This window comes from Halomonas korlensis (assembly GCF_900116705.1).
GTDB classification, from domain to species: Bacteria; Pseudomonadota; Gammaproteobacteria; order Pseudomonadales; family Halomonadaceae; genus Halomonas; species Halomonas korlensis.
This window is the reverse complement of the sequence record NZ_FPBP01000003.1, coordinates 60,625-74,037: the sequence shown is the minus strand read 5'-3', so window position 1 is coordinate 74,037 and position 13,413 is coordinate 60,625. Positions and strand designations below refer to the sequence as shown.

Here is a 13,413-nt window from a genome sequence, read left to right as displayed (position 1 = left end):
CGCGCGTGGCGGCTCGGTGATGACTGCACAGCCGGGCGAACCATCCGCCCGCTCGGCCCAGACACCACCGCATCGCGGTCGAGGGGCGTGCCCGAGACGGTAAATGGCGCGACATGGGCAAAAGCGTGGGTGCTTTGGGGCGTCATGTCTCCCAAGGCAAGCCGCCAGCCGACCGAGCCATGCAGGGCCAGCGCCCTGTCATTAAGTGTGATCCCCTCACACCAAGGGAGGTCAAGCCGATATCCGTTGGCGGATCGTCCACCGATAACGTCGCCGCACCGCCACTCTCGTTGAAGCCACCGATGCGCTGATGCACATAGGCGGCATTGGCGAAGGGTTCGATCTTGATGTCACCGGTCGGTTTCCCGCCAAGCGCGGTGCGTTCGGTATCGACCCAGTGCCAGCTTTGGGCGACGCTCAGGCGCAGGGCAGTCTCGGATACGGAATATTCCAAATCGATGACCAGGCTCACCGCATCCGCCTGGGAATCAGTGGCTTACCAGGGTGTCCGCTCCAATTGGAGCATTTCACTGTTGCCACCTCTGGACGCCAAGTAACTGAATAAGTGAGCGAAAGGGCTAAACCAAACCAATATAGACATATTGTCAGACAGAACTACAATGAAGCAGCAAGTATTTTTGTATAACAATCCAATAAGCTTTCAAACCTGAAGGTACCCAACATGACGAGTCCGGTCTTATGGAGCGCGCAAGCGCACATGCCCTCAGTGATCGGTCGACAGATCAAGGTCGTATCCGCTGATGGCGCCTACCTCACTACCGATACCGGCGCCCGCCTACTCGATGGGACAGCCTCGCTGTGGTACGCGAACATCGGGCATGGACGCGAAGAGATGGCCCAGGTCGCTTATGAACAGATGAAGACACTCGAGGCCTATCATGTCTTTGGCCGCTATACGAACGATCGGGCCATTGAGCTCTCAGAGAAGCTGCAAAGCATCGCACCGATCGACGACGCCAAGGTCATCCTCAACAGCGGCGGTTCCGATTCGATTGATGTCGCGCTGAAGCTCGCTCGCCGCTATTGGAACCATGTCGGCCGCGCGGACAAGACGATCATCATCAGCCGTGAACACTCCTACCACGGTCTTCATGCCTACGGCACCAGCGTCGCCGGACTCGACTTCAACCGTGAGGGCTACGGGACCGACTCCCTCGTCGACGGCACGGAACGCGTCGAGAAACACGATGCAGGAGCGTTTGCCGCTGCGATCGAGCGCATCGGGGCGGACAAGATCGCGGCTTACATCGCCGAGCCGGTGATGGGTACCGGTGGCGTCCATCCACCCCAGCCAGGCTACTTCCAGGAGATACAGCGCCTCTGTCACGAGAATGACATTCTGTTTATCGCGGATGAGGTGATCACCGGATTCGGTCGAACCGGCGTGATGTTCGCTTCAACCCGCTACCAGCTGCAGCCAGATATCGTTACCTTCGCAAAGGGGGTTACCTCGGGCTATGCCGCACTCGGCGGCATCCTCGTCGCACCTCGCGTATGGTGGCCTTTCTTCGAAAACGGGACGGGCTCGCCCACCTACCGCCACGGCACTACTTACTCGGGGCATCCAGTCACGGCAGCCCTTGCGCTGAAAAATCTAGAAATACTTGAACGTGAGCGCTTGGTAGCCCGCTCGGCAGCGCTTGAGCAGGTACTCGCTGCTGAATTGAAGACGCTCGAAACTCACGATTTGGTGAAGGCCACTCGCGTGGGGGGCTTTTTGGGTGGCATCGAGCTCTCTGACGAGGTAAATGCCGAGTTCGTGACCGACAAAATGATTGAGCAAGGCTTCATTACCCGACCACTACGCGGGAACAGCATTCAGATCAGCCCGCCCTTCATTCTTACCGACCAGGAACTGCGTGACCTTGTGGGTGCGATTAGCACCGTACTCGACTCTCTCAAAACGGGCGCGACCCAAGTGACTGCCTAAGCCAATGCCAGGAGAACATAGCGCGATGACGTTACCCAAACCCTCCGCCGAGCGTCTCGATGCCTCGGACGCGGCGCTGCGAAGCCTTCCGGGTTACACCAACCACGAGCCGGGCGAGAAGGAGTTCGCGGTACTCGACCCCTCCACCGAGGAGCGTATCGCCACTCTCAAGAGCATGTCTCCAGAAGAGGCGATTGCCGAGGTCGCCATTGCCGACGAAGCCGGGCGGGCCTGGGCGAAAACCACCCCTCGCCACCGCTCTGATACGCTGCATAACGCCTACGTCTTGCTCATCGCGAACAAAGAGCGGCTCGCCTTTGTCATCTCTCGCGAGATGGGCAAGACCTTCGCTGAGGCTCAAGGGGAAGTGCAGTACGCCGCCGATTATGTCAGGTGGTACGCGGAAGAGTTACTGCGCCCGGCCGGTGGCTACCGTGAGAATCCAGTCGGTGGTTCGACGATTCTGACGAAGCGAGTTCCGATAGGCCTGTCGCTGCTCATTGCTCCTTGGAATTTTCCGATGGCCATGATCACCCGCAAGATCGCCCCTGCCATCGCGGCGGGTTGCGCATCGGTGATCAAGCCGGCGGGGCTCACTCCGCTGACCACGCTGCTGACGGTTGACCTGCTGGCCGAAGCCGGGGTGCCCAAGGGACTGATGCGTGTAGTCACGACAACCCAGTCGTCGGCCTTCAGCGAGGCAGTACTCGCGGACCCACGCGTTCGGAAGATCTCTTTCACTGGATCCACCTCCGTCGGCAGCACGCTGATGGGCCTCGCCGCGAAGAATATCGTGAAAAGCTCGATGGAACTCGGCGGCAACGCACCGCTGCTGGTATTCGACGACGCCGACCTTGATCGCGCGGTTGAGGGAACCATGCTGGCCAAACTCCGCAATGGCGGGCAATCTTGCGTCGCGGCGAACCGTATCTATGTCCAGGATGGGATTGCCGATGCCTTCGTCGAGGCGTTGAGTGAAAAGATGTCCCAGGTCGTGCTTGGCAACTCGATTGCCGAAAGTGTGGGTCTGGGGCCAGCAATCAACCGAGCAGCGGTAAACAAGTTCCAGCATCTGGTCGATGACGCTGTGGCTCACGGTGCCGAGCTGAGAGCCGGTGGCCGTACTCCCGAGGGAGCCGGGTACTTCTTCGAGGGGACGGTGCTTGATCGGGTTCCAGCCGAGGCGGAAATCGCCAACACCGAAATCTTTGGACCGATCGCCGCCATTTCTCGTTTCTCCTCCCAGGAGGAAGTGCTCCAGCGAGCCAACGACACGCCGTTCGGCTTAGCCAGCTATGTCTTCACCGAAAACCTCGATCGAGCACTCAACGTGGCTGATACGCTGGAGACCGGTCTGGTCGGTATCAACAATGGCGTACCCTCGAACCCTGCCGCGCCATTCGGAGGCATGAAACAGTCGGGGCTGGGTCGTGAGGGAAGCCATGAGGGCCTAGAGGAGTACCAGGAGGTTCGCTACTACAACATCGCCCGGCGCGAAACCAGTTAACTCTAGGCCAGCCCCTTCTTCTTGCAAGCCCAGAGGAATGAGCCTTTCCAGGTTGATGCGAAGCATGCAGGGTCTGCCGACCTGTATGCTCCGCATGCTTGCCTATCTACGCCGCCCTCGTCCTGAGATGTGCCGGCCAGATGTGCCAGGATTTCTTCATCCCACCAGCCTCCAGTCTCGAATAGAAAAGACATCAATGGCGAGTGAAAGGCACCCGAACAAAAAGGTAGGACAGCATCTGAACATCAAGAAAATCGTAAAAATTGAGCAGTCTGGCGCTTCCTCTTCGCATTCCCGTCTCCGTTGCTCTACAGTGAAGTTGTGATATTGTAAGACAGTGTTGGAACGCAAGCTCAGGAAACCTCATTATTGCCACGCGCCATCCAGCACCCAATGCTCCAGGACTAACAGCAAATAAAAGGAGTTCTGTAATGATTCGGAAGACGAGTCTTTTCGCTGCCGGCACCGTCGCTGCACTTGGTCTAACCGCTTGGACAGGCGGCGAGAGTGGTAACGTTTTCGCGCAAGGCGACAGCCACACTATTAAATTCGGTAACGTCATCTCGGCCGGTGACACACAGAACCAGGGTTACGACCTATTCGCTGAACTTGTGTCGGAACGTACGGACGGACGCATCACCGTTGAGGTTTATCCCGACAGCCAGCTCGGCGGCGAACGAGAAATGGTCGAAGCGACGCAGTTCGGCGATATCGAAATGACAGCTCCTTCGGTAGGCGTACTGGCCAATTTCGACAAGTCACTCGAGGTTTTTGATTTTCCCTTTATCTTCGAGGATGCCGAGACCGCCCACAAGGTACTCGATAGCGAACTCGGCGATGAGATGCTCGCGGGTCTTGAAGAAAGCGGCCTAATTGGGCTTGGGTGGGGTGAGAACGGGTTCCGCAATCTCGCCATGGTCGATGAAACCGTCACCACACCCGACGAAATGGAAGGCGTCAAGCTGCGCACGATGCAAGTGCCAAAGCACATTGCCTACTGGGAAAGCATCGGGGCTTCACCAACTCCTTTGCCCTTTCCTGAGGTCTTCACCTCCCTCCAGCAGGGCGTGGTAGAAGGTGTCGAGAATCCCTATGAATTACTGTATTCCGCAAAACTCACGGAGCCGGCGAATCACTTGACCGCGACCCGGCATATCTACGATCCGGAAGTCATTCTTATTAGCAAAGACTTCTTCGAAGGCCTCTCTGATGAAGATCAACAGATCATTCGGGATGCAGCAGACGAAGCGATCGCGAAGATCCGTTCGCTCAAGCAGGAAGTCAGCGACGAGATCCGCGCCAAGATCGAGGAAGAAGGCGGTACGGTGACCGAGCTGAGTGACGAAGAGCGTCAACAGTGGATCGATTCCGCCATCGCGTTCTACGAGGAGCACGCTTCCACTGTCGACACCGAGCGGCTCAAGGCGGTCCTCGAAGCGGCAGGCAACACTACCTTCCTAGAAGCCATAGAGTAAGCTGGCTGAGCCTGTCCCTGCCTGAGGATGCCTCAGGCAGGGATTTCTTATATAGAGTGCGAAGGGGAGATTTCACCCATGCTCAAATGCGTGTACCGGCATTTGGATGAGCACGTTGAAACCTACCTAGCTTCAATAGCCTTGATTATATTCGCGAGCCTGGTCGTATTTCAGGTGGTAATGCGCTACATATTCAATAGTCCAACGGCCTGGACGGAAGAAATCGCCCGGTACGCCCTTGTCTGGTTCGTCTACATCAGTGGTAGCTACGCTGTTAAGTACCAGCGGCATGTCAAGTTCAACGTTCTCGTTGATATGCTGGGTAAGCGAGTGCCTCTGGCTCAGCGCATCATAGGCCTACTGATATTCCTGCTCTGGCTTGCCTTCCTTCTCTTCATGCTGGACCTCTCGTTTGAAATGGTGCGTCGGCAGATTATTACCGGTCAGCTTGCACCAGGTTCGCAGATACCCATGTACCTTGTGTATGTCGGTCTTCCCGTTGGGCTCTCGCTGATGTCGTTTCGAGTATTTCAGCACACGGTCAGAGCCATCATCGATATCATTAAGAATCCTCTCGCTCCTATCCCTCCGTCAAAGAGTGAGGGGGACTAACAGTGGGCATTACGGTTCTCTTCCTGAGCTTCGTCGTTCTCCTCCTCCTGGGCATGCCGGTTGCGTTCGCACTTGGTATTTCATCGGCCCTGTCAGTGATCATGACCGGCGTAGTTCCCGTCAGCTACCTCACCCAAACCATGTTCGGCGCAGTCGACTCGTATTCACTTCTTGCCGTCCCCTTGTTCGTACTATCAGGCGTCATCATGGAGTATGGCGGGCTTTCCAAGCGTCTGATCGATGCGGCGAAAGCGTTCGTCGGACATATCACGGGAGGGCTCGCTGCCGTGACGTTGTTGGGAACCGCTGTTTTCGCGATGCTGAGTGGCTCCGGCCCTGCCACAGTCGCCGCAATTGGCGGAATCATGATTCCTGCCATGGTTCGTGAGGGCTACGGACGTGGTTTCAGTGCCGGGGTTGTGGCAACGGCCGGTGGTGTCGGCATCGTAATTCCACCAAGCATTCCGCTCATTATCTACGGGATCACAACGAATACCTCTATCGGCGATCTCTTTCTTGCCGGCTTAATTCCCGGATTCGCTATCGTCTTTATGCTTTATCTCGTGAGCCGTCACATTTCAAAAAAGAATGGCTATGGTGCCGATATTTCAAAGGCCAGCTGGAACGAACGGTGGGTATCGGTGTGGCGAGCCAAATGGACTTTGCTGATGCCTATCGTGGTGCTCGGCGGGATCTATGGGGGGGTCTTCACTCCCACCGAGGCGTCGGGCATAGCCGTGGCGTATAGTCTAGTATTGGCGATATTCTATCGTGAAACCAAGCTCACCCAGATCCCCATGATGTTGAAGACGACATACCTCATCTCGGGCATGATACTGATCATTATCGCCACCGCATCCACTTATGCCAGAATTCTGACGCTAGAGCGTATTCCCACCCTGATTGCATCTTTTCTCAGCGGCTTGCCCGTACCGTTCTGGGTCATTCTCGCCGTCATTGTGCTCTTGCTGCTCTTCATCGGCATGTTCATGGAAACGATCGCCGGGATCATTTTGCTAGCGCCGATTCTCGTGCCCGTGGTCACGACCATGGGTATGGATCCAGTGCATTTCGGTATCGTCATGATCCTTGCCTCGATGATCGGGTTCGCCACTCCTCCGGTGGGTGATAACCTCAATGTGGCGAGTGCAATCAGTGGCCTGTCAATCGAGAGAGTGAGTATCGCGGCACTTCCGTTCGTCGCCGTCCTGATCATCCTCTTGTTCATCATCGCCTACGTGCCGCAAATCACGATGTTATTACCCAACTGGCTCGGGTGAGACAAAAACACAGCAGCTTCGGCCGCTAAAGGATCGCTATCAGACATTTCCCAAGCATGAGCATTGTCCGAGGCGAAGAGCCCCGGAATTCTTCTTTCAGGAAGCTCAAGGTCTCAGTCTCACGCCCCGCGACTGTTCATTACTGAATTATGGGTCGTGATGCCCTGTTCCTTGTCAAGGATCGTGAAGGCAGGTTCGGTGCGTTCCATGAAACTGATGTCGATATCGCTCTTTCCTTCAAGCGCTATTTGACAACCGATCTCACCGAGTACTGGAGCAACTCGGAATCCGTGCCCCGAAAACCCCGTCATGATCACGACATTTTCATTTTCAGGATGCCGATGAATGTATTCGATCATTGAGCGCGTATAGCTTTCGACATATGTCTCGACCCGATAGGGTCGACGTGCCAAGCCTGGCAGCATCTTTTGCTGTATCCATTCGAACTTGCTCAGCTGCTCTTCGAGCGCCTCTCCAGTCAGGTGACGAGGCAGACTGTCTGCATCGCCGGTCACATAGTGATCGTTGAAGCCTAGCCCAAGCTTGACTGAACGGGCATCATGGCTTGGCACCCCGTAGCAGTAGCTCGGTGCCGCCCTCAGAAACGGTGGGAAATCGGTGAGGTAGTTATCATCGCCACCATGAAACCACATCGAGGTCAGTCGTCTGACGACAACCTCGTCTCGAATATGTGGAAGGAGCTTCGTGGTCCACCCGCCGCATGCCACTACCACTCGGTCGAACTCTTGTGTGCCGATACGCGAAGTAACCGTGATGCGCGGGCCGGATGGATCAATCGAGAACACTGGGGCGAACTCATGAATTGTCGCCCCGTTGTAGCGCGCGATCTCCCCTGTCACAGCAACCGTTCGTTCAGGCAGAATCACGGCTCCCTCTTGGTCCCAAATGCCCAACGACTTTTCGGTGAAGCGAAACTGGGGAAACCGTTTGCGTAGTTCCGAGACACTAAGCAACTTGATGGGCGAGCCAATGAGGTCGGCCGAGTTCACGGCGCAATCGAGTTGTGCGTCGCCTTCGTCGCCGTAAACCAACACTCCGGTCTGATCGCGAAGCACTGCGCCACTGACCGTTTCCAACTCACGCCAAGCTACTGCTGCACGCTGAATCAGCGGTGTATAGGCCAGCTCAGCGAGTTCCAGGTTCCAGAAGAGTCGACTATCGCCGCCAGCGCCAGCCATCGAATGGCCCGGGTATGCTGTGTCAAAACCTTGTACCTCAACATAGTCTTGCCGACTCAGCTGCCATAGGATCTGAACGCCTATGGCGCCCAGACCGATGACTGCGACCTTCATAAGCTCTTGTTGTCCGACAAGTACCTGGCCCGGTCTGGATCCATGCGTTCGCGTTGCGCATGTATCGTCTGGTTGATAAAAGCTTCCGACTCTTCAATATGTACACGGCAAGCCTCGACCGCTGCTGAGGGATCTCCGGAGCGAATCGCATCCAAAAATTCACGATGCTCACGAGCCATCCGGCTGGGTGAAAAGTCGCCAGACCGAAAGTAGGTCAGTGCTAGCCGCATTTCCGCAGAAATGCTGCGATAGAACTTTTGCAGGCGGGTGCTTTTGGTGGCTTCGATGAGCGCCTGATGGAATTGGAAATCATATTTCAGAAGCTCATCCCAGCTGTCTTCGTCACTTAGGAGTTCCATCGAACGAACAGCGCTTTTGGCACCTTCTGGCAGTACGCCACGAGTGCTGAGAATTCGCGCCGTTTCCATCTCCACCAAGCGGCGTACTGCGAAAAGGTCACGAATATCCTCTTCCGAGAACAGTGGCACGTACACGCTCTTGTTTCTTTCTCGGCGCAAGATCCCGTCATGCAAGAGCATCACAATCGCTGATCGAATGGTCTGCCGCGGTACGTCAAAACGCTCGGAGAGCTGCGTTTCGGTAAGCACGTCTCTTGGACGAAATGCCCCAGAGAAGATGTCTTCACTGAGTTGTTCAGCGACGGCTTCTACCACTGAAACAGTTCGAAGCTTGTAAGTACTCATGTGTCCTCATTGACCGGAAACACGCATCGTCTAGACAATAGTCGTATTGTTATACAATATTTTGATGCGCAGTGCACATTTTGAGCAAGCCACGTTGTGTCAACAAGCATTCTGTAGTCGTTGCTCTAACAATCTGGTCAGTGATGTCGACTTTCCGTATCGAAAGATCCTCGCTTGATTCGCTCCCGCTTAATGAATTAGAAGAATGAACCGTACCGGGATTCCTGGAGGCTCTAAGCTTTGGGAGTTGGAATCATAAACACTTCCAGGCGGTATGCCCCCTAAGGTCTGTCAGCGGGCGGTCCCTCGCGGCTCGATGATCTGCCGAATATTGGTCCTGCCCGGGCCGACGCCATCGTGGAAGGTCGCCCCTGGGCGACCCCCGGCGACCTTAAGGCCATCTGCGGCATTGGCGGCGGGCGTCTCGACGACATCCGTGACAGTGGCCTGCTGTGCGGCAGCTGAAACGGCGTGAGGGATTCGGCTAGCCGGACGTGGCGCCGACTCGGATACCTGTCTTTTATCCAATAAAGGAGAGCAAGGCGGCTGTGGCGCGACAATAGCGCCCCATCAAGCGCGTTTCGCCTGCCCTAAAAGTGACCTGCCTCCCCCAGCGTCTCAAAACGGGTATCCGTCTCACGCTCGCCGCGCCAAGCGTTGAGTATTTTCGCACGACTGTCGTACAGCATTTGCCCCTTGCCGGTAGCCTCAGCCTTTGCCGATACTGTATAAAACAACAGTAATCAACAAGGGAGCTCCACGATGGCGAAGAAACCCAAGGCACCGACGCCGTACGCGCTGCTGGGCCAGCGAATCCAGCGGGTGATCAACGCGCCCAAGGCGCAGTCGAACCAGCGCGTGGAGATCGCGCGTCTGCCCGATGAGTCACCGGACGACTGGGGTCGCCTGATCGAGGAACTGGAGACGCTCGAGCACGTAACCCTGACGCCCCTGGAGGACGGCGCGATGCGCCTGGTCTGGAACCCCGAGGAGTCGATGGCATGATCCATCTTGAGATCCTCGGCCGGGTTGACCAGACGACACTGCCGATCGCCTTGCCCCTGGCCGCTGGCGAAGTCCGTGCAGGCTTTCCTTCCCCAGCCGATGACTATCTCGAGCAAGAACTCGACCTGGTCGCGCATCTGATCCAGCACCCCAGTGCGACGTTTTACATGCGCGCCAAGGGGGCCTCAATGGTTCGCGATGGCATCTATGACGGCGACCTGCTGATTGTCGATCGCTCGCTCGATCCCAAGGACGGCGATGTGCTGGTCATTTCGGTCGACGGCGAGCTGACCTGCAAGCGTCTCGGCAAGATCGGTAACCTCCCCCACCTATTGCCCGCCAATCCCAGCTTTCAGCCGATCCCCCTCGAGGGCGCCGATTGCCAGGTGTGGGGCGTCGTCACCCATAACGTCCATGCGCTGCGGCGTGGGGTCGCCAGATGATCGCCCTGGTCGACTGCAACAATTTCTATGTGAGCTGCGAGCGGGTCTTTCGTCCGGACCTGGAGAAGTGCCCCGTCGGCGTGCTGAGCAATAACGATGGCTGCGTGGTGGCCCGCAGCGCCGAGATCAAGGCGCTTGGCGTGGCCATGGGCGCGCCGGCTCACCAGATCGACCCCCGCATCAAGCGCCAGTGCGTGCTGCTCAGCTCCAACTATGCGCTCTACGGCGACATGAGCCGCCGCGTCACCGACGTTTACTCTCACTACACGCCCGATATTGATGTCTACTCGATCGACGAAAGCTTTCTCGGCTTCGATGGTTTCGAAGAGAAAACCCTGGTCGATCGCTGCCTGGCGCTGCGCCGGCACGTGCGGCGCGATACCGGCATTCCGGTGAGCGTCGGGCTCAGCTCGAGCAAGACCCTCGCCAAGCTGGCCAACCACCTCGCTAAAAAACAGCCCGCCTACCAGGGCGTCGCGATGCTGCCGCCGGATCACCCATCGACCCGACAAGTGCTCGAGCGGTTACCCTTGACCGAGATTTGGGGCGTGGCCGGGCGAACGGCCGCGAAGCTGCAGCAGCTCGGCATCCATAGCGCCTGGGATCTCCGCGAGGCGGACCCGAAGCGGATAAGGACCCTGTTCAGCGTCGTGCTGGAGCGAACGATCTGGGAGCTGCGCGGCGTCGACTGCATCCCGCTCGATGACATGGCCCAGCCGAAGCAACAGATCATGACGTCGCGAAGTTTCGGACGCCTCACCGGACACGTGAACGACCTACGCGAAGCGGTCCGCGCGCACGCCAGCCGAGGCGCCGAGAAGCTCCGTGGCCAGAGCAGCCTGGCCCGGGCATTGATGGTCTTCGTCAAGACCAACCCGTTTCGCGCTGACCTGCCGCAATACAGTCGCAGCGTGCTGGTTCCTCTTCCTCACCCGACCGATGACAGCCGCGTGATCGTGCGAACCGCCATTGCCGGTTTGCGAGCCATTTATCGGCCCGGGTTCGCCTACCAGAAATGCGGGGTGATGCTGACTGACCTCTGCGACCGGGAAGGCGAGCAACTCGATATGATGGTCGAACAGCAAGGGATAAGGGAGCGCATCCGCAACGGAAGCCTGATGGCCACGCTCGACAAACTCAACCGCGAGCACGGGCGAGGAACAGTAACAGTGGGGATTGCCAGCAAGAATGCCGCCTGGCACTTGCGCGGCGAGCGACGCACGCCGCGCTACACGACGCGATGGGATGAGCTGCCGCTCGTAAAGCTGTGACGATGGCCATCCGTGGCCCGCACTTGCGTCCGATGCTGTTGTGACGCGACATGCCGTTCCGTGGCAGCGTGCCGGCAAGAGAGAAAGCACGCATGTCATTAGGCGTCACGCCCCCAGACTAACAACCTGATACGTGAGCGCAGCACGATATATTAGCGTCATGATGTAAGAGATCACCTACGCTCACACCTGCACCGTCACATCCGGCTGAGCAAGGTACGCTTCCCCACATTGCGCCAAATGCGGTTCGTACTGGGCGACCAAGACTCAAAGATCTCTATCACCGCGCCAACACCTCTCGCGCTTCGATTAGCGTCAACCAGCCCGAGTGGCAGGCACCGGTATCGATGTAAAGGACATTGCCCAGTGTGGTCGGCTGCTCAACGATGGTGTGACCGACGACCACGGCGTCGATGCCGGCGATCGGGGTCCTGTCCATCTCGCTGATGCGTGTCCGGCCCCAGACCAAGGCATGACGGTCGGCTGAGGGATCCTCCCGCGCGAGCGATTCCCAGTTTTGCGGAGGATCGGCATGGACGCCGCCGATATGCTTGCCATCCACCTCGACCATCCGGGCATAAGGCAGGTGCGCCAAGGCTCCGTCGAGGAGGGCGCGAACCTCATGGACGTTGTGGAGGTATACCCAGCTGCCGCCATTGATCTGCCAGAGATCCCAGGCGCGACCGCTGCCTTCGTTGAGGGCTGCATGTGCCAACATCTCATGGTTTCCGCGCACCCCGTAGAACCATGGCGCAAAGGCAAGCGACAGGCATTCGAATGACGCTTTTCCTCTGTCGGCCAGGTCGCCCACCGAGAAGAGCCGATCCCGACTCGTATCGAACTCAATTCGAGCCATCGCCTGCATCAGCAGCCCGTATTGCCCATGAATATCACCGACAAAGAAGTCGCGGCCGCTCGCGTTCTCCTCATGCTTAGTGATCAGCTCCATTTGTTCAGCCCTCTTGGTCATCCCACCTTCCTCTGGGCCCACTCCCAGCGCTAGTACTCGGCGACGATGCGGTCGAGCATGGCCCTTGCCGTATCGCAAGGGTTGATCCAGTCCCGGCTACATACGTCACAAGCCTGGCGCAGGAAGGCAGCAGCGTCTTCATCGACTGGCGTGCCCAGTGAATAGCAGCAAGGCTTATGCCCACGTGTATCAGCGACCATGGTTGACCGAAAACCCTCTGACAATGTTGGCGCCAGACTGTCGCCGAGGCCGAATCTCACTAACCTCGACCAGGCTCGGAATTCCGGCCAGTCGGTTGATCTCACGCATGGGATAAATCATTTATTGGTGCTAGGCTGTGATTTAGCTAATTAGAATATTACCGCTGATTCGCAAGGAATGGCCGCATGACGACGGACCCCACCGAGTCCCGCCTCACCTCCCAGCTGGGTGCAGAAGGTCATGGCGGACACCCAGCTCACCGATCCCAACTTGGATGTCACCTCCGCGAATGCGGATACCCAACGCGGCAATATCTTGCCTGCGTCGATAAGCGGATGGACCTGATGGCGCCTCCCGGGATCGTGATCTATTACCCTTCCCCTGGTGAAGCTACTTTCTTGTTTGGCGATATGGCTGATGTGGCTTGGAACTATGAGGAGCCTGTGGAGGAGATGAAAGCAACTGAGGGAAAGTTGGCACTTATAAGTGGAAGAGGAAGTGACAGCTAACGACTCAAAGCGGACATCAAAGCCGATGAGACTAATAGGCTTGTCAATACTCATACATTGCCCCGGCATTATTGTGGGAACAGGCTTTGTATCTTTGTGGCGGTGCGGATGGCATCTTTTGGGTAGCGCTGAGGTGCGGATCAAACAAGATTAGTGGGAGGAAATATGCACT

At 57.3% G+C, this 13,413-nt stretch carries 13 protein-coding genes; 9 read left to right on the top strand and 4 right to left on the bottom strand.

Annotated elements, in window-relative coordinates:
- Positions 1-142 precede the first annotated feature (142 nt).
- The gene (locus tag BM341_RS05065) at positions 143-472 is read right to left on the bottom strand and encodes an autotransporter outer membrane beta-barrel domain-containing protein (RefSeq protein ID WP_089793579.1); all 330 of its coding nucleotides are present in this window, start codon (positions 470-472) and stop codon (positions 143-145) included.
- Positions 473-718: 246 nt separating this feature from the next.
- Between BM341_RS05065 and BM341_RS05060 the strand changes: the two genes are divergently transcribed.
- From BM341_RS05060 to BM341_RS05040, 5 genes are all read left to right on the top strand, one after another.
- Positions 719-1,951 (top strand): aminotransferase family protein, encoded by a 1,233-nt coding sequence (locus BM341_RS05060; RefSeq protein ID WP_217646175.1) that lies wholly within the window; start codon positions 719-721, stop codon positions 1,949-1,951.
- A gap of 25 nt (positions 1,952-1,976) precedes the next feature.
- Positions 1,977-3,458 (top strand): NAD-dependent succinate-semialdehyde dehydrogenase, encoded by a 1,482-nt coding sequence (locus BM341_RS05055; RefSeq protein WP_217646174.1) that lies wholly within the window; start codon positions 1,977-1,979, stop codon positions 3,456-3,458.
- A gap of 431 nt (positions 3,459-3,889) precedes the next feature.
- A complete protein-coding gene (locus tag BM341_RS05050) occupies positions 3,890-4,933 on the top strand; it encodes a TRAP transporter substrate-binding protein (protein WP_089793573.1) in 1,044 nt (347 codons plus the stop codon).
- Between the two features lie 78 nt (positions 4,934-5,011).
- Positions 5,012-5,545 carry a TRAP transporter small permease gene (locus tag BM341_RS05045; protein ID WP_175507801.1) on the top strand — a complete coding sequence of 178 codons (534 nt, stop codon included), beginning with the start codon at positions 5,012-5,014 and terminating at the stop codon, positions 5,543-5,545.
- 2 nt (positions 5,546-5,547) lie between these two features.
- Positions 5,548-6,825 carry a TRAP transporter large permease gene (locus BM341_RS05040; protein ID WP_089793568.1) on the top strand — a complete coding sequence of 426 codons (1,278 nt, stop codon included), beginning with the start codon at positions 5,548-5,550 and terminating at the stop codon, positions 6,823-6,825.
- Between the two features lie 119 nt (positions 6,826-6,944).
- On the opposite strand, the gene BM341_RS05035 is transcribed toward BM341_RS05040, so the two are convergent.
- A complete protein-coding gene (locus BM341_RS05035; protein ID WP_089793566.1) occupies positions 6,945-8,138 on the bottom strand; it encodes an FAD-dependent oxidoreductase in 1,194 nt (397 codons plus the stop codon).
- Positions 8,135-8,842, bottom strand: coding sequence for a GntR family transcriptional regulator (locus BM341_RS05030; protein ID WP_089793564.1), 708 nt, complete (start codon positions 8,840-8,842; stop codon positions 8,135-8,137). The genes BM341_RS05035 and BM341_RS05030 overlap by 4 nt, the downstream gene beginning before the upstream one ends.
- 762 nt (positions 8,843-9,604) lie before the next feature.
- Here BM341_RS05030 and BM341_RS05025 point away from each other — a divergent pair.
- The 3 genes from BM341_RS05025 to BM341_RS05015 are packed head-to-tail and all read left to right on the top strand — an operon-like array spanning position 9,605 to position 11,561.
- Positions 9,605-9,847: a DUF1654 domain-containing protein gene (locus BM341_RS05025; RefSeq protein WP_089793562.1), complete on the top strand. Its 243-nt coding sequence runs from the start codon at positions 9,605-9,607 to the stop codon at positions 9,845-9,847.
- Positions 9,844-10,290, top strand: a complete 447-nt coding sequence (locus BM341_RS05020) for a LexA family protein (protein ID WP_089793560.1) — start codon at positions 9,844-9,846, stop codon at positions 10,288-10,290. The genes BM341_RS05025 and BM341_RS05020 overlap by 4 nt, the downstream gene beginning before the upstream one ends.
- On the top strand, positions 10,287-11,561 hold the full coding sequence (locus tag BM341_RS05015; protein ID WP_089793558.1) for a Y-family DNA polymerase: 1,275 nt from the start codon (positions 10,287-10,289) through the stop codon (positions 11,559-11,561). The genes BM341_RS05020 and BM341_RS05015 overlap by 4 nt, the downstream gene beginning before the upstream one ends.
- Positions 11,562-11,841: 280 nt before the next feature.
- Here the strand turns inward: BM341_RS05015 and BM341_RS05010 are convergent, their stop codons facing one another.
- Complete coding sequence (locus BM341_RS05010; protein WP_089794178.1) at positions 11,842-12,510, bottom strand: metallophosphoesterase; 669 nt, start codon at positions 12,508-12,510, stop codon at positions 11,842-11,844.
- Between the two features lie 407 nt (positions 12,511-12,917).
- Here BM341_RS05010 and BM341_RS19780 point away from each other — a divergent pair, with 407 nt between their 5' ends.
- Entirely contained in the window at positions 12,918-13,241 is a 324-nt protein-coding gene (locus BM341_RS19780) for a DUF427 domain-containing protein (RefSeq protein ID WP_089793556.1), read from the top strand.
- Positions 13,242-13,413 lie beyond the last annotated feature (172 nt).